Genomic DNA, 15,434 nt, shown 5'->3' with positions numbered 1-15,434 from the left:
TGCGGTCATTTAGCAGCCGATTGGGGGGGATTCCGGCATCCGCCACCAGGCCGTCAGCACCCAGGCCTCGGCCGAGTAGTAATACGGCAAACGATCCGGGTACATCAGGTTCTTGTTGTAGGCCACGCGGTGCGAGGCCGAATACCAGTGCGGAATGACATAGCAGCCGTGCATCAGTACGCGGTCGAGCGCGCGCGAAGCCGTGACCAGCTCGTCGCGATTGTCGGCACGCAGTACATCGTCGATCAGCGCGTCCACGGCTGGCGATTTCAGGCCGATCACGTTGTCCGAGCCGGCCTCGTCAGCCGCCGCTGAACCGAAGCGATCCTTCAGCTCGTTGCCGGGGCTTTGCGAATCCGGAAAGCGCAGCGAGATCATGTCGAAATCGAACTCTTCCAACCTCTTCTGGTAGAGCGCGAAATCGGTCATGCGCTGGTTGACCTGAATGCCGAGCTTCTCGAGGTTGCGCGCGTACGCTGCCATGACGCGGCTCATGGCGCCGCCATCGTCGAGCATCTCGAAGACGAACGGCTCGCCCTTGCTGTTGCGCAGCGCGCCGTCCGTGTACGTCCAGCCGGCTTGCGCCAGCAGGCGACGCGCCTGCCGCAGGTTGTCCCGCAGCGAGCTGGGGGGATCCGTCGAAGGCGGGGCGGACAGCACGCCAAACACTTCGGGGTCGAGCTTGCTGCGCAGCGGCTCCAGCAACGTCAGCTCACCCTTGCTGGGCGTGCCCGTGAGCGAATCCGACGCGGCCAGCTCGCTATTGGCGAAGTAGCTGTCGAGCCGGCGATATGCACCATAGAAAAGCTGCCGATTGAGCCATTCGAAATCGAGCGCCAACGCCAGCGCCTTGCGCACGCGAAGGTCCTGGAACAGCGGCCGTCGCAGGTTCATCACAAAGCCCTGCATGCCGGCACCGTTGCGATGCGGGAATTCGCTCTTGATCAGCTCGCCGCTGCGGAATTTCACGCCAACGTAACTCTTCGCCCAGTTCTTGGCGCGGTATTCGACCATGGCGTCGTACTCGCCAGCCTTGAACGCCTCCAGGCGGGCAGTTTCGTCCTTGTAGAGCTTGTATTGGATTCGCTCAAAGTTGAATGACCCACGGCGAACATTCAAGTCGCGCCCCCAATAATCGGGATTGCGCCGAAAGGTAATGCCGCGCGACGGGTCAAAGCGCTCGATCACATACGGGCCGCTCGCGATCGGGTCCTGGAAGGTCAGCTTGTCGAATGCGACATCCTTGCCGCCGTCCGGATCATCGGGCTTGCCACTGCCCTTGCCCCACTTGGGCGAGAACACCGGCAGGCCGCCGACGATGAGCGGCAGCTCCTTGTTCTTGCGCTTGAAGTCGTAACGGATGGTGCTGGCGTCGACCACCGTGACCTTGGCAACATCCGCGGTCATGCTGCGGTAGGCGGGGCTTGCCCCTTTGCCCATCAGCATGTCGTAGGAGTATTTGACGTCGGACGCGCGCACGCGATCGCCATTGGAGAATCGTGCGCGCGGGTTGATGTGGAAGGTGACCGAGAGCTCGTCGGGGGCGACCGTCACGTCGTCCGCAAGCAGGCCATAGCCACTGGCGGTTTCATCCCAGCTTGTGATGAGCAGGCTTTCGAAGACCAACTGATTCAGCCCCGGCGCCGACGTCCCCTTGATCGTGAACGGATTGAACTTGTCGAAGCTCGTGCGGCGGTCCGGATTGCCGAGCAGCAGCATGCCGCCGATGGGCGCCTTCGGGTTCAGATAGCCGAAGTTGGAGAAACCGGCCGGATACTTGAGGTCGCCATATTCGGCGTAGCCGTGTGCCGCCCACGCGGGAGTCGCGCAGATCGCCCCCAGCAGGCTGAACAGCGCCATGAATCGCTTGTGTGTCGCAACGCGCACGCTCATTGCGCCCCTTGCCCCCAAAGTCCTTGCATGCGTTGATCCGATTGATCGCTGTCTGAAAAACTGTTTTCGACGATTCTAACGCCCTCACGCGGCAATTCCGCCAATTCAGGGCCGGGGATCGTCCCGCATTGACAAGGCCGGCAGGGATTGTGCGGCACCGCGCAAATGGGCAGCCGCCCCGCGCTTTCCGGTATGATCGCGCCCACCTAATTGCCTCGTGCCCCGGATGCCGCCGCTGCGCAGCCGCAGTGACGAGTGACCACAGCAACATACGGGCGCGACGTTGCCCCACATTTGTACGGAGAAACCATGGGATTCCTCGCTGGCAAGCGCATTCTGATTACCGGCCTTCTGTCCAACCGCTCGATTGCCTACGGCATCGCCAATGCCTGCAAGCGCGAAGGCGCGGAACTGGCCTTCACCTACGTCGGCGAACGCTTCAAGGACCGCATCACTGAATTCGCCACCGAGTTCGACAGCAAGCTGGTGTTCGACTGCGATGTCAGCAGCGATGAGCAGATCGCCAAGGTGTTCGAAGACCTCGGCCAGCACTGGGGCCACTTCGACGGCCTAGTCCACTCGATCGGCTTTGCACCGCGCGAAGCGATCGCCGGCAACTTCATCGATGGCCTGTCGCGCGAGTCGTTCCGCATCGCGCACGACATCTCGGCGTACAGCTTCCCGGCGCTGGCAAAGGCCGCGCTGCCGATGCTCTCGCCCACTGCTTCGCTGCTCGCCCTGACGTACCTGGGTGCTGAGCGTATCGTCCCGAACTACAACACGATGGGCCTGGCCAAGGCGTCGCTGGAAGCCGGCGTGCGCTACCTGGCCGGCGCGCTGGGGCCGAAGGGCATTCGTGCCAACGGTATCTCGGCTGGCCCGATCAAGACGCTCGCCGCCTCTGGTATCAAGGATTTCGGCAAGCTGCTGAAGTACATGGAAGACGTCGCCCCGCTGCGCCGTAACGTCACGATCGAAGAAGTCGGCAATGTGGCTGCGTTCCTGCTGTCGGACCTTGCCAGCGGCGTGACCGGCGAGATCACCTACGTCGACTGCGGCTTCAACGTGACCGCAGGCGTGCCGGAGAGCGTCGGTCAAGGCTGATGCATTGATGATGCGCGCGCCATATTCAGATGGAGCGCGCATGTCAGTCTGCGAGACCCACAAAGCAGCAGACAAAGAAAAAGCCCGCATGGCGCAAACCATGCGGGCTTTTTGACGTGCATTGCAATGCGAGCCGTCACGTCAGCTCGACTCGCATCCGCCTGTTGTGTGCGCTTCCCGCGAGAAGCGCCAAACTGGCGGAGACGGAGGGATTCGAACCCTCGATCCAGGTTTTGGCCCGGATGCTCCCTTAGCAGGGGAGTGCCTTCGACCTCTCGGCCACGTCTCCCAAACTCGCGTCGCACGAAGGAGCCCGTGCAACGAAGCGCGTATTCTAGCCACTTCACCCCACCCGGTCAACGACAACTGCATGACACGCGGCGAGAACCTGGGGCTCTCGGGGTCGCCACCCCGGCATCCGGCCGATCAACCGATTACGCCTGGTCCAGCTCGAACGCCTTGTGGAGTGCGCGCACGGCCAGCTCCATGTATTTCTCATCGATCAGCACCGAGATCTTGATTTCCGAGGTGGAGATCATCTGGATGTTGATGCCCTCTTCCGACAGCGTGCGGAACATCTTGCTGGCGATGCCTACGTGCGAGCGCATGCCCACGCCCACCACCGACACCTTCGACACCTTCGGATCGCCCGACACGCTGGCCGCGCCGATATGCGCCTTCACGCTATCGTTCAGGATCGCCAGGGCGCGCTGGTATTCGCCACGCGGCACGGTGAAGGTGAAGTCCGTCTTCCCTTCCACCGACTGGTTCTGGATGATCATGTCGACGTCGATGTTGGCGTCGGCAACCGGGCCCAGGATCTGATAGGCGATGCCGGGCTTGTCCGGCACACCGATCACGGTGATCTTGGCTTCGTCGCGGGCAAAGGCGATGCCGGAAATGGCGGCGGCTTCCATGTTCGAATCTTCCTCAAAAGTAATCAGCGTGCCCGAGTTCATCTCAACGTCGAGCGGCATCAGCGGGTCGGTCAGCGACGACAGCACGCGGGTCTTCACGCGGTACTTGCCGGCAAACTCCACCGAGCGAATCTGCAGCACCTTCGAGCCGAGGCTGGCCATTTCCAGCATCTCTTCGAAGGTGATCTTGTCCAGGCGACGCGCATCGTCCACCACGCGCGGATCGGTCGTATAAACGCCATCGACGTCGGTGTAGATCAGGCACTCCTCGGCTTCGAGCGCAGCGGCAACCGCCACGGCCGAGGTATCCGAACCACCACGGCCCAGCGTCGTGATATGGCCTTCGCTGTCGATGCCCTGGAAGCCCGTGATGACGACAACGCGTCCGGCATCGAGATCAGCGCGCACGCGCTCGTCATCGATCGACTGGATGCGCGCCTTGGTGTAGGCGGAATCGGTCTTCACCGGCACTTGCCAGCCGGTATAGCTGCGGGCATCGATACCTTCTGCATGCAGAGCAATGGCCAGCAGGCCGACGCTCACCTGCTCGCCGGTCGAGGCAATCATGTCGAGTTCACGCGGGTCGGGTTGGGCCGAAATCTCTTTGGCCATACCCAGCAGGCGGTTGGTTTCACCGGACATGGCTGATGGAACGACCACGATCTGGTGACCTGCACGGTGCCACTTGGCAACGCGCTTGGCGACATTCTTGATGCGTTCAACCGAACCCATCGAGGTGCCACCGTACTTGTGAACGATGAGAGCCATCTTGGAAAGATCAGGAGGAGCCGAAGCGGTGCAAAAGCTTTTGAAAATACAGCAATTTGCGCCGATCGGCAAGCAATTCGCCGGAGACGATGTGTATCACGACGCACCCTGAAGGCCAGGACGCCACGTGATGCGCCAGCCAGTACCGCTATGCGTGGCCGCCTGGTTCATTCCCAGCCCCGCGGCAAACACCAGCATTTCCCCTGCATAGAGCAGCGGCAAACGCTGGCGCTCCCACGCAGGAATGCCGGCTTCCTGGTAAGCCTGCTTGAGCGCCCGCGACGGCCCGCCCGGGCGCAGCACGATGCGCTCGCCACCGCGCCGGGGCGACAGGACCAGCGGCGCTTGCAAAGTTTGCGTCGCAACGCCATCGCTCGCCACGGGCGCAAACAACAGCGCCCCGCCCCATGCGTCCACCGCCACACGCTGCTCGGCCGGATGCGCCGGCTCGAACAGCTGGGCCCCGATCGCGACCGCGGCCTGTCCGGGGCGATCGTTGGTGCCAGTGTCGATCCATGCAATGCCACGGTAGCGCCTGACCTGCCCAGTCGGCAATTCAATGCGCAGTGCACCGTCATCTCGCGCGTCAACCAGTTGCGTATGCAGATCCTCCAGGCGGCGACTCGACAGCGCGCGCATGCCCGCCTTGGCCAACCACGCACGCAGCACCGCACGCTGACGTGGCGCGGACAGCGCGCTCAACGCCGCCACGTTCAGTTCATTGGCCGACGCGACCTGGCTCAAGTCCGCCTGCGCAATCTCATCGATCAACGCAGCCGCATCCGCCAGATGTGCCGCACTGCGCGACAGCGCCTCGCGATAGGCCGGGAAATGATCCGCCATGCCCGCAAGCAGTGGACGCAATGCATTGCGTGCATAGCGTGCGTCGGTGTTGGAAGGATCTTCGACCCAGCAGAGCGCGTGGGCATGTGCGTACAGTTCGATCTCGCTGCGCGGTGCATCGACCCATGGACGCAGCAACGTGACTGCACCCGCCCGCGCCATCGGCATGGCGGCCAGGCCATCGAGGCCGGCACCGCGCATCAGTTGCAGCAGCACCGTTTCCGCTTGGTCATCCTGATGATGCGCCGTCAGCAGAATGGAGGCGCCCGTCTCCGTGCAGAGCGCTTCGAGCGCTGCGTACCGGGCTTCGCGCGCCGCCTCTTCAACGCCCCGCCCCGCATCAACCGCTACATTGACGCGGCGCGCATGAAACGTAACGCCGACCGCTTGGGCCATGCGCCGACACGCGCATTCCCAGACATCGGCGTCAGCATGCAGGCCATGGTGAATATGGAGCGCCACGAGCTGCACGCGGGCGCCCGCGTCGCGCCACGCGGCACACGCGTGCAGGAGCGCCGCGGAATCCCGCCCGCCTGACAGGGCAATTGCCACAGTCGGCGGCTCTGCGTCTCCAGAAACAACAAAGGCCGCACACGCGGCAACGCGTTGTGCGACCTTGTTGACGAGATCAGCCGACGAATCAGCGACCTTCGGTTTCCTTGAACTTGCCATAAGCCATCAGGCGTTCGTGACGGCGCGCCTGGAGTTCCGACGTCTTCATGCCCTGGAACTGGCGCAGCGATTCGGCCAGCGCGCGCTTGAGCATCGTCGCCATGCCCTTCGGATCACGGTGTGCGCCGCCCAGCGGCTCGTTGACGATCTTGTCGATCAGGCCAAGTGCCTTCAGGCGATGCGCGGTCAGGCCCAGTGCCTCGGCGGCTTCCGGCGCCTTCTCTGCGGTCTTCCACAGGATCGACGCGCAGCCTTCCGGCGAGATCACGGCGTAGGTGGCGAATTGCAGCATGATCACCGAGTCGCCCATGGCGATAGCCAGTGCGCCGCCCGAACCGCCTTCACCGATGATGGTGGCGATCAGGGGCACCTTCAGGCCGGCCATCACAAACAGGTTGTGCCCGATGGCTTCGGATTGGCCACGCTCTTCCGCATCGATGCCCGGGAATGCGCCCGGCGTATCGACAAACGTGAAGATCGGCAGGCCGAACTTGTCCGCCAGCTCCATCAGCCGCTTGGCCTTGCGGTAGCCCTCGGGCTTGGACATGCCGAAGTTGCGCAGCGCGCGCTCCTTCGTGTCTCGGCCCTTCTGGTGACCGATCACCATGCAAGCCTGGCCGTTGAAGCGCGCCAGACCGCCCACGATCGACAGGTCGTCGGCGAAGGTGCGATCGCCGTGCAGTTCGTGGAAGTCGGTAAAGATCTCGCGGACGTAATCGAGCGTATATGGACGCTGCGGGTGCCGGGCGATCTGCGCGACCTGCCAGGGTGTCAGGTTGGCGTACAGATCTTTGGTGAGCTGCTGGCTCTTGGAGGCCAGGCGGGAAATTTCTTCAGAAATGTCGACAGCGGAATCGTCTTGTACGAAGCGAAGTTCTTCGATCTTCGCCTCAAGTTCTGCGATCGGCTGCTCGAACTCCAGGAAGGTAGTTTTCATGGATCTTCTGAAAGGCTCTTGAAGGCGCGCATTCTACCGGATTTTGACCGCCCGGCGACGCGCTCCGTTTCATCGAAATGAACAGATCAATAGGTGGTCGCCGTGTCTAGGCTGCGCCACATATACCAAGTGGCCACGGTACGCCACGGTTCCCAGTTGGCGGCCACTTCGCGCGCCTCGCTGCGAGTGACCGGTTCGCCACTGAAATAATTCTGTGAGATCGCGTTGATGAGTCCGATATCGTCCAGCGGAAGTACGTTCGGGCGCATCAGGTTGAACATGAGGAACATCTCTGCCGTCCATCGGCCGATGCCGCGGATCTGCGTCAGCTCGGCAATCACATCCTGATCTTCCATTTCCGCCCACTTAGCGACGTGCACGGTGCCGTTGCGGAAGTGATCGGCTAGGTCAAGGATGTACTCGGCCTTGCGCTTGGACAAACCGCAACCCGCCAGCTTCTCCTGACCGGCGCGCAAGAACTGTGCGGGCACCAGCTTGGGGCACACAGCCACGACGCGCTCCCACACCGATTGCGCAGCCTTGACCGAAATCTGCTGACCCACAATCGAGCGTGCGAGGGTGACGAACGGATCGCCGCGCGAAGCCAAATGCGCCGGCCCGCAGGTCGGGATGATCTTGCGCAGGATGCGGTCGCGCTTCATCAAGTCTGCGCAAGCCTCTTGCCAGTATTCCGGCGGGCCCGAGAGCACCACTTCTGCCGGCACAGGCAGGGCCTCGCTGGTGGGGAGCGTTTCCGGCAGCGGCACCTTGCCAGCAGGCACGCGTTTAGCCGGAGCCTTGGCACCCTTCACCGGCACGCCCTTGGCGGCAACCGTCTTGCTCGCTACGCCGTCTACATTCTTCGCCACCCCTTTCTTGGCAGCCGGGGCCTTCACCGCCGGCGCTTTCTTGGCGACGGTGCTGCGCACTACGTTGGCTTTCTTGGCCACCGCGTTCATGCGCGTCTCCATTCGGTCACCCCACCCGGTTTGTCTTCCAGAACGATCCCTGCAGCGAGCAGATCGGCACGGATCGCATCGGCACGGGCGAAATCGCGCGCGGCTTTGGCGGCGCGGCGCTCTTCGATACGCGCTTCCACTTCGGCGGCGTCCAAGCCATCGGGCGACACACCGCCCTGCAGGAACGCATGCGGATCGCGGCCCAGCAGGCCCAGCACTCCGGCCAGCGCGGCCAGTTGACTAGCCAGCGCGGGCGAGCGCGTCTTGTTCACTTCGCTCGCCAGCTCAAACAGCACCGACACGGCGACGGGCGTGTTGAAGTCGTCGTTCATCGCTTCCAGGAAGCGCTTGCCGTGCGACTCGTTCCAGTCGGGCTTGGCGCCCGCTGCGGCCGGCACATCCTTGAGCGCCGTGTACAAACGCGTGAGCGCATGGCGCGCGTCGTCGAGGTGCGCGTCGCTGTAATTCAGGTCGCTGCGATAGTGCGAGCGAAGGATGAAGAAACGCACGACTTCCGCGTCGTACAGCTTCAGCACATCGCGGATGGTGAAGAAGTTGCCGAGCGATTTCGACATCTTCTCGTCGTTCACGCGGACGAAGCCGTTGTGCATCCACGTGTTGACGAACGTCTTGCCGGTCGCGCCTTCGGACTGGGCGATTTCGTTTTCATGGTGTGGGAACTGCAAGTCAGCGCCACCGCCGTGCAGGTCGAAATGCTCGCCCAGCAGTTCGCAACTCATCGCCGAGCACTCGATATGCCAGCCTGGACGCCCCTCGCCCCACGGCGAAGCCCAGCGCGATTCTGCAGGTTCCTCGGCCTTGGCGGATTTCCACAGCACGAAGTCGAGCGGATCCTGCTTGGCATCATTGGCCGCCACGCGCTCGCCGGCACGCAGGTCTTCGAGCGACTTGCCGGACAGCTTGCCGTAACCGGGGAATTTGCGCACCGCGTAGTTCACATCGCCGTCGGTCGCCTGATAGGCGAGGCCGTTCGTCTGCAGCCGGCCGATCATGCTCAGCATCTGCGGCACGTATTCGGTGGCGCGGGGTTCGTGATCGGGGCGCTGAACGCCAAGCGCATCGGCGTCTTCGTGCATGGCAGCGATGAAGCGGCCCGTCAGCGCACTCATCGTCTCGCCGTTCTCGACCGCACGCTTGATGATCTTGTCGTCGATGTCGGTGATGTTGCGCACGTAGGTGACGTCGTAACCTGCCGCGCGCAGCCAACGCTGCACCATGTCGAACACCACCATGACCCGCGCATGCCCGACGTGACAGTAGTCGTACACCGTCATCCCGCACACGTACATGCGCACGCGGCCTGGCTCGATGGGGACGAACGTCTGTTTCTCACGCGCGAGCGTGTTGTAGATCTTGAGTGATTCCATGAAGCGGTGTCGGGAGACTCAGCGCGCCGCGCATGCGAGGTACAACGTTGCGGGCGGACCAAATTGGAGGCAATCGGCGCCGGCGAGGCGCCTGAAAAACTAGCGGCATATCTTACCGGAACTGCGCCGACGGGGCGGCCTGCCTGTGTGCCCGGCATGCTCCCCGTCAAGAACCTTTCCTGGCGCGCACGGCCGCTGCTGCGCACAAAGACGGTTTGTTAGAATGCGGCGGAGTATAACGGAACCGATTCTCATGAACAGACTGCTGCGTCAGACCGCTGCAACCCTGGCTAGCCTGCTTGCGATGTCCGCGGCACCGGCCTTCGCCCAGACCGCCGGCTTTGCCTTGCCGGCCGACTTGATGCCCAGCACGCAGCAGGCGCCGCAGGTCGCGCGCCAGAAACGCATCGACGATGCGTTGGCCAAGAAGCAATACACCGAGGCACTGGCCGAGCTGGACAAGGACGTCGCTTCTCAACCGCGTAACGCGCAGGCACGCTTTCAGCGCGGCGTGGCACTTGCCGGCCTGGGCCGCGCTGACGATGCCATCGTCGCCTTCAGCCAGATGACGCAGGACTTCCCGGAACTGCCCGAACCCTATATCAACCTGGCCGCGTTGTACGCCGAGCGCGGTGAACTGCTTCGCGCCCGCGACAGCCTCCTCATGGCGAACCGGGTGGCGCCTGAAAATGCATTGGCGCAATCCAACCTTGGCGATGTCTACGTTCGCCTGGCCGCACAGTCGTACCAAAGTGCGCTCAAACTGAACCCCAAGAATGCTGCCGCGCGCGCACGTCTGGATGCCCTGCCCGATCTGCCGGGCGTGCACCCGGCTTCCAAACCCGCCTCGACCACGCTGCCCGCAGCCAGCGGCGTGAGCGCCAAGCCGGCAAAGCGTCAATAAGAAGACGCGGCCCGATCCTGCTTTCCCACCCACAAGCTTTCTCTTCCTGACCATGCTCCGTATTCGCTCCCTCTTTGCCGGGCTCGTGTGTGCACTGGCCGTAACCGCCACCGCAGCCACGGCAGCCACCGCGTCCGCGCCGCGCATCCAGTTCAAGACATCGATGGGTAACTTCACCGTTGAGGTGTATCCGGACAAGGCGCCCAAGACGGTCGCCAACTTCCTGCAGTACGTGAAGGACGGCTTCTACAAGGGCACGATTTTCCACCGCGTGATGGACGGCTTCATGATCCAGGGCGGCGGCTTCACGCCCGACATGAAACAGAAGGACACGCGCCCGCCGGTCGAGATCGAATCGAAGAACGGCCTGAAGAACGACAAGTACACGATCGCCATGGCACGCACCATGGACCCGAACTCGGCGACGGCGCAGTTCTATGTGAACGTGGTCGACAACAACATGCTGAACTACCCTGGTCAGGACGGTTACGGCTATACCGTCTTCGGCAAGGTCGTCGAGGGCACCGATACCATCGACAAGATCAAGGCGGTGGAAACCACCACCAAATTCCCGCACCAGAATGTGCCTGTGAAGCCGATCGTGATTGAATCGGCCACCGTTGTCTCCAAGTAACGCATTTTTGCCCCACCCAAGGAATTCACCATGACCCAAGTCAAGCTGCACACGAACCACGGCGACATCACCCTGGCCCTGGACGCTGAGAAGGCACCCAAGTCGGTTGCCAATTTCGTCGCCTATGTGAAGGATGGCCACTACAACGGCACGGTGTTCCACCGCGTCATCAAGGGCTTCATGATTCAGGGCGGCGGCTTCGAGCCAGGGGAGAAGATGAACCAGAAGCCCACCAAGGCACCGATCGACAACGAAGCCAACAACGGCCTGAAGAACGAACGCGGCGCGATTGCCATGGCACGCACCAACGATCCGCACTCGGCCACCGCGCAATTCTTCATCAACACGGTCGACAACGACTTCCTGAACCATACGTCGCCGACGCCGCAAGGCTGGGGCTACGCCGTGTTCGGCAAGGTGACCGAAGGGATGGATGTGGTCGACAAGATCCGTTCGGTGCGCACGGGCAACCGCGGCTTCCACCAAGACGTGCCGTTGGAAGACGTGATCATCGAAAGCGCTGAAGTGATCGAATGATCGACGCAGCGCACGCCTCACTGGCCTCCGCGCTGAAAGCACCGGTCCGGGTTTCCGGGCCGGTGTTTTTTATTTCGGATCTGCACCTGACGGCCAGCATGCCGGCCACCGCCGCCGCGTTCGAGCGCTTCCTGCGCACGCGCGCCCGCGAAGCCCGCACGCTCGTCATCCTGGGTGACTTCTTCGAATACTGGGTCGGCGATGAGGAATTGGCTGATCCGTTCCACCGGCAGATCGCCAACCTGCTCGCTGAGGTTGCAGCGGCCGGCACGCGCGTGCTGTTTATGCACGGCAATCGCGATTTCCTGCTCGGCAAGCGTTTCTTGGATGCCGCGCACGCCACGCTGCTGCCCGATCCCACCGTGCTCGAAGCGGACGATGGCCAGCGCATCGTGCTTACGCACGGCGACGCCCTCTGCACGCGCGACACGGCCTACATGCGCTTTCGGCACTGGACGCGCAAGCGCTGGGTGCAGCGGATATTCCTCACGATGCCGCTGCGGTGGCGGCTGAAAATCGCGCAGAAGATGCGCACAGAAAGCGAAGCCGGCCGCGCCATGTCGGCCAATGTCGCTGGCGAGCCCCGCGCCGCGGCGATGATGGGCGACGTCGCACAGGAAGCGGTGGACGCGCTGCTCGAGGCATCAAATACCAGCACGCTGATCCACGGCCACACCCATCGCCCGCAACTGCATCACGAGGCGAGCGGTGAACGCTGGGTTCTTTCCGACTGGGATTTCGATCAGGCACAGCCGCGCGGCAGCTTCCTCAAGTTGCAGGATGGCGCGCTGACGGTCGAGCAAGTGACGGCATAAGCTGTCGTCACCCACCCTTTTCCTACTTGAGCATCCGCTTCAGCTCGCTCGCATCGAACGGATCGTTCGGGGAGTTTTCCAGGTGCGCGCCGAGGCGATCGAGCGCAGAAAGAATCGACTCGATGCGCTCTTGCTGAAGCTCGCTGTGGTCGATCAGCCGTTTGAGCGCCAGCGATACCGGATCGTCCGCGTCGGGCGTGATGCCATACGCGGAAAACTCCTGCTTGAGCGCAGACTGGGCCTCGGTCGCGGCATCGCGCTCGATGATGCGCGCCGGTATGCCAACCGCCGTTGCGCCCGGCGGCACCGGTTTGAGCACGACCGCGTTGGACCCAACACGCGCCCCATCCCCGATGACAAAGCCTCCCAGCACCTTGGCGCCCGCGCTCACCACCACGCCCTTGCCGAGCGTCGGATGCCGCTTGGCGCCCTTGTAGAGCGACGTGCCGCCCAGCGTGACGCCCTGGTAGATCGTGCAGTCGTCACCGATTTCAGCCGTCTCACCAATCACGACGCCCATGCCGTGGTCGATGAACACGCGCCGGCCGACCGTCGCGCCGGGGTGGATCTCGATGCCGGTAAGGAAACGGCCGAGGTGCGAGAACCACCGACCCAGCCACCGGAAGCCGCCGTGCCAACACGCATGCGCAACCCGATGAACGATGATGGCGTGCAAACCCGGGTAGCAGGTCAGCACTTCCCAGCGGCTGCGCGCGGCCGGGTCTCGCTCCATGATGGCGCCGATATCTTCGCGAATGCGTGTGAACATCTTGAGCTGTGTGGATCGTTATATCTATATGCGCGATGCGCTAAGGGCAGTGTAAGGCATTGCCTTACCGCGCTGCGGCAAGGGTTTTAGCCCGACATGCAAGGGATGCCGCCCTGTCTGATCAACAACGGGCGGCTTTCAGGGCGATCAGCGACAGTCGTCGGCAGCGCCGGTGGGCGGCGCGGCAGCTTCGGCGCGGCGGCCGAGCATGCGCTTGGCGATCCCGCGCAGGATGTTGACCTCTTCGGCCTCCAACTGCGTGCGGGCAAACAGACGCCGCAGGCGCGGCATCAGCTTTTTCGGCTGAGCGGGGTCCAGAAAACCGATCTCGACCAGGCCCTGCTCCAGATGTTCGAACATCCCGTCGATCTGCTCGGCGGTGGCCGGCTCGCCGACAAAGCCGACGCCATCCATGCGCGTGTCGCCCGTGCCGGTGCCGGCCAGCAGCGCCATGCGCACTTCGTACGCAATCAACTGCACTGCCTGCGACAGATTCAACGAGGCATACGCCGGATTGGCGGGAATGTGCGTGACGACGTGGCAGCGCTCCACCACCTCGTTGGGCAAACCGAATCGCTCGTTGCCGAAGACGAAGGCGACGGTGGTGTCCGGCGCGGCCAGCAACGCGGCCACTTCTTCCGCTGCATCACGCGGGCCGATGCGGCGCGGCCCGAATTCGCGCGGACGGGCTGTCAGCGCGATGGTGAGCGAGGCACCGGCAAGCGCCTCGCCAATGTCGTCGACCACGCGGGCGCCAGCCAGCACATCATCGGCGCCGCTTGCCATGGCAACGGCATCGGCGTGGCTTTGGGCGTCAGCCTCGCGCGGGCGCACGAGCACGAAGCTGCCGGGCTCGCCAAACCCCATCGTCTTGAGCGCACGTGCTGCGGAGCCGACATTGCCGGGATGGCTGGTCTCGACCAATACGAAACGGCACCGCACGGCACGCTGGCGCAGCGTATCCGGGTCGGCGGGGGTGGTGTTCGGTGTGCTGATTGGCGCAATTCGCGGGGCGCCGGACGCGGGGTTCATATACAATACGGCCACTCTTTTGACGGCGGGCAGGATCGCAAGATTGGCCCGCCGCTCGTTCTTCTACAATTCGTTGTGTTGTTTCGCCTGCGGCCGCTTCCGAAAATCGGCGCGTCAGGCGCGGAGATCCCACATGCATCCGATGCTCAATATCGCCGTCCGGGCTGCTCGCAAGGCCGGCACCGTCATCAACCGCGCGTCCTTCGACGTCGATAGCCTGCGCACCGAGCGCAAACAACACAACGATTTCGTCACCGAAGTCGATCGCGCAGCTGAAGCAGCGATCATCGAAGTCATCAAGACTGCCTACCCCGATCACGCGATTCTAGCGGAAGAGTCCGGCCAATCCTGGGCCGACGGCGAAACCGCCAGCGAAAACGTCTGGGTAATCGACCCGCTCGACGGCACCACCAACTTCATCCACGGCTTTCCGCAATATGGCGTGTCGATCGCGCTGATGCAGCGTGGCGTCGTCACGCAGGCCGTGGTGTACGACCCGACGCGCGACGAACTCTTCACCGCCTCCAAGGGCGCCGGCGCGTTCCTGAACAACCGCCGCATTCGCGTCACGCGCCGCGACAAGCTGGCTGACTGCCTGATCGGCACCGGCTTCCCCTACCGCGACCTGGAAGGCCTGTACGACTACACCCGCCTGTTTGCGACCATGACGGAAAACTGCGCCGGCCTGCGTCGCCCCGGCGCCGCCGCGCTTGACCTCGCCTACGTCGCCTGCGGCCGCCTCGACGGCTTCTTCGAGCAAGGCCTGAGCAAGTGGGACATGGCCGCAGGCTCGCTGCTCGTGACGGAATCGGGCGGTCTGGTGGGCAACTACACCGGCGAATCGGGCTATCTGGACCAAGGTGAAATCCTGGCCGGCAACCCGAAGGCATTCGTGCAGATGATCAAGTTCACCTCGCCGTTCTCGCGGTCGAAGGCTGAGGCTTGATTGCTTCAAGCACGTGCTGAAAAGCCCTCGCCCGGTGCGAGGGCTTTTTGTTTGGGCTATCCAGCAATACGCAGCTACCCGGAAACGCGGTTCGCTCAATAAAACACCATATCCCGGCCTCGGCACCGGTTCCGGCAGCGCTCACGTCGCCATGCTGCGATAACGCGAGGGGTATCGCACTGAGGTCGATAGAAGGCAGATTGCAAGGTGCATTGGGAATGCGCCGCGTCCCGCAACAATCCCCCGCAAACCGCACGGGTTTTGCGCGCCGCGCCCCTCATTCACAATAAGCCCGCCATCAACCTCATCGCACGCC

The 15,434-nt window shown here is 63.3% G+C and carries 14 protein-coding genes and 1 tRNA gene; 6 read left to right on the top strand and 9 right to left on the bottom strand.

Going from position 1 to position 15,434, the window contains the following annotated elements; all coding sequences use genetic code 11:
* Positions 1–9: 9 nt before the first annotated feature.
* Positions 10–1,893 (bottom strand): extracellular solute-binding protein, encoded by a 1,884-nt coding sequence (locus RP6297_RS05085; protein WP_009238444.1) that lies wholly within the window; start codon positions 1,891–1,893, stop codon positions 10–12.
* 309 nt (positions 1,894–2,202) lie between these two features.
* Between RP6297_RS05085 and fabI the strand changes: the two genes are divergently transcribed.
* Entirely contained in the window at positions 2,203–2,997 is a 795-nt protein-coding gene (gene fabI, locus RP6297_RS05080; RefSeq protein ID WP_009238445.1) for an enoyl-ACP reductase FabI, read from the top strand.
* A 195-nt stretch (positions 2,998–3,192) separates the two neighbouring features.
* Here fabI and RP6297_RS05075 read toward each other — a convergent pair.
* From RP6297_RS05075 to cysS, 6 genes are all read right to left on the bottom strand, one after another.
* Positions 3,193–3,286: transfer RNA gene (locus tag RP6297_RS05075), tRNA-Ser, on the bottom strand.
* Between the two features lie 145 nt (positions 3,287–3,431).
* Positions 3,432–4,682 carry an aspartate kinase gene (locus RP6297_RS05070; protein WP_009238446.1) on the bottom strand — a complete coding sequence of 417 codons (1,251 nt, stop codon included), beginning with the start codon at positions 4,680–4,682 and terminating at the stop codon, positions 3,432–3,434.
* A gap of 96 nt (positions 4,683–4,778) precedes the next feature.
* A complete protein-coding gene (gene tilS, locus RP6297_RS05065) occupies positions 4,779–6,197 on the bottom strand; it encodes a tRNA lysidine(34) synthetase TilS (RefSeq protein ID WP_009277378.1) in 1,419 nt (472 codons plus the stop codon).
* Complete coding sequence (locus RP6297_RS05060; RefSeq protein WP_009238448.1) at positions 6,166–7,134, bottom strand: acetyl-CoA carboxylase carboxyltransferase subunit alpha; 969 nt, start codon at positions 7,132–7,134, stop codon at positions 6,166–6,168. Before RP6297_RS05060 ends, tilS begins: the two co-directional genes overlap by 32 nt.
* An 86-nt stretch (positions 7,135–7,220) precedes the next feature.
* Positions 7,221–8,105, bottom strand: a complete 885-nt coding sequence (locus RP6297_RS05055) for a DNA-3-methyladenine glycosylase family protein (protein WP_009277377.1) — start codon at positions 8,103–8,105, stop codon at positions 7,221–7,223.
* On the bottom strand, positions 8,090–9,481 hold the full coding sequence (cysS, locus tag RP6297_RS05050) for a cysteine--tRNA ligase (protein WP_009238450.1): 1,392 nt from the start codon (positions 9,479–9,481) through the stop codon (positions 8,090–8,092). The genes RP6297_RS05055 and cysS overlap by 16 nt, the downstream gene beginning before the upstream one ends.
* A 253-nt stretch (positions 9,482–9,734) precedes the next feature.
* On the opposite strand from cysS, the gene RP6297_RS05045 reads away from it, so the two are divergent.
* From RP6297_RS05045 to RP6297_RS05030, 4 genes are read left to right on the top strand one after another with little or no spacing between them, the layout of a single operon-like run.
* Positions 9,735–10,385: a tetratricopeptide repeat protein gene (locus tag RP6297_RS05045; RefSeq protein WP_009238451.1), complete on the top strand. Its 651-nt coding sequence runs from the start codon at positions 9,735–9,737 to the stop codon at positions 10,383–10,385.
* A 52-nt stretch (positions 10,386–10,437) separates the two neighbouring features.
* Positions 10,438–11,019, top strand: coding sequence for a peptidylprolyl isomerase (locus RP6297_RS05040; protein WP_009238452.1), 582 nt, complete (start codon positions 10,438–10,440; stop codon positions 11,017–11,019).
* A 30-nt stretch (positions 11,020–11,049) separates the two neighbouring features.
* A complete protein-coding gene (locus RP6297_RS05035; protein ID WP_009238453.1) occupies positions 11,050–11,556 on the top strand; it encodes a peptidylprolyl isomerase in 507 nt (168 codons plus the stop codon).
* Positions 11,553–12,371, top strand: a complete 819-nt coding sequence (locus tag RP6297_RS05030) for a UDP-2,3-diacylglucosamine diphosphatase (protein WP_009238454.1) — start codon at positions 11,553–11,555, stop codon at positions 12,369–12,371. The genes RP6297_RS05035 and RP6297_RS05030 overlap by 4 nt, the downstream gene beginning before the upstream one ends.
* A gap of 22 nt (positions 12,372–12,393) precedes the next feature.
* Here RP6297_RS05030 and cysE read toward each other — a convergent pair whose 3' ends face one another.
* Entirely contained in the window at positions 12,394–13,140 is a 747-nt protein-coding gene (cysE, locus tag RP6297_RS05025; RefSeq protein WP_009238455.1) for a serine O-acetyltransferase, read from the bottom strand.
* A 147-nt stretch (positions 13,141–13,287) separates the two neighbouring features.
* Positions 13,288–14,172: an RNA methyltransferase gene (locus tag RP6297_RS05020; protein WP_009238456.1), complete on the bottom strand. Its 885-nt coding sequence runs from the start codon at positions 14,170–14,172 to the stop codon at positions 13,288–13,290.
* Between the two features lie 133 nt (positions 14,173–14,305).
* On the opposite strand from RP6297_RS05020, the gene RP6297_RS05015 reads away from it, so the two are divergent.
* Positions 14,306–15,118, top strand: a complete 813-nt coding sequence (locus RP6297_RS05015; RefSeq protein WP_009238457.1) for an inositol monophosphatase family protein — start codon at positions 14,306–14,308, stop codon at positions 15,116–15,118.
* The last annotated feature ends 316 nt before the right edge of the window (positions 15,119–15,434 follow it).

This window comes from Ralstonia pickettii (assembly GCF_016466415.2).
GTDB lineage: Bacteria > Pseudomonadota > Gammaproteobacteria > Burkholderiales > Burkholderiaceae > Ralstonia > Ralstonia pickettii.
Note: the sequence above shows the minus strand (reverse complement) of the source record. Positions and strands in the feature narration are given on the sequence as shown.

What these genes read in the sequence shown, in the direction of transcription:
- RP6297_RS05085 (WP_009238444.1), bottom strand. Translation starts at nt 1,893, where the DNA reads ATGAGCGTGCGCGTTGCGACACACAAGCGATTCATGGCGCTGTTCAGC.
- fabI (WP_009238445.1), top strand. Translation starts at nt 2,203, where the DNA reads ATGGGATTCCTCGCTGGCAAGCGCATTCTGATTACCGGCCTTCTGTCC.
- RP6297_RS05070 (WP_009238446.1), bottom strand. Translation starts at nt 4,682, where the DNA reads ATGGCTCTCATCGTTCACAAGTACGGTGGCACCTCGATGGGTTCGGTT.
- tilS (WP_009277378.1), bottom strand. Translation starts at nt 6,197, where the DNA reads ATGGCAAGTTCAAGGAAACCGAAGGTCGCTGATTCGTCGGCTGATCTC.
- RP6297_RS05060 (WP_009238448.1), bottom strand. Translation starts at nt 7,134, where the DNA reads ATGAAAACTACCTTCCTGGAGTTCGAGCAGCCGATCGCAGAACTTGAG.
- RP6297_RS05055 (WP_009277377.1), bottom strand. Translation starts at nt 8,105, where the DNA reads ATGGAGACGCGCATGAACGCGGTGGCCAAGAAAGCCAACGTAGTGCGC.
- cysS (WP_009238450.1), bottom strand. Translation starts at nt 9,481, where the DNA reads ATGGAATCACTCAAGATCTACAACACGCTCGCGCGTGAGAAACAGACG.
- RP6297_RS05045 (WP_009238451.1), top strand. Translation starts at nt 9,735, where the DNA reads ATGAACAGACTGCTGCGTCAGACCGCTGCAACCCTGGCTAGCCTGCTT.
- RP6297_RS05040 (WP_009238452.1), top strand. Translation starts at nt 10,438, where the DNA reads ATGCTCCGTATTCGCTCCCTCTTTGCCGGGCTCGTGTGTGCACTGGCC.
- RP6297_RS05035 (WP_009238453.1), top strand. Translation starts at nt 11,050, where the DNA reads ATGACCCAAGTCAAGCTGCACACGAACCACGGCGACATCACCCTGGCC.
- RP6297_RS05030 (WP_009238454.1), top strand. Translation starts at nt 11,553, where the DNA reads ATGATCGACGCAGCGCACGCCTCACTGGCCTCCGCGCTGAAAGCACCG.
- cysE (WP_009238455.1), bottom strand. Translation starts at nt 13,140, where the DNA reads ATGTTCACACGCATTCGCGAAGATATCGGCGCCATCATGGAGCGAGAC.
- RP6297_RS05020 (WP_009238456.1), bottom strand. Translation starts at nt 14,172, where the DNA reads ATGAACCCCGCGTCCGGCGCCCCGCGAATTGCGCCAATCAGCACACCG.
- RP6297_RS05015 (WP_009238457.1), top strand. Translation starts at nt 14,306, where the DNA reads ATGCATCCGATGCTCAATATCGCCGTCCGGGCTGCTCGCAAGGCCGGC.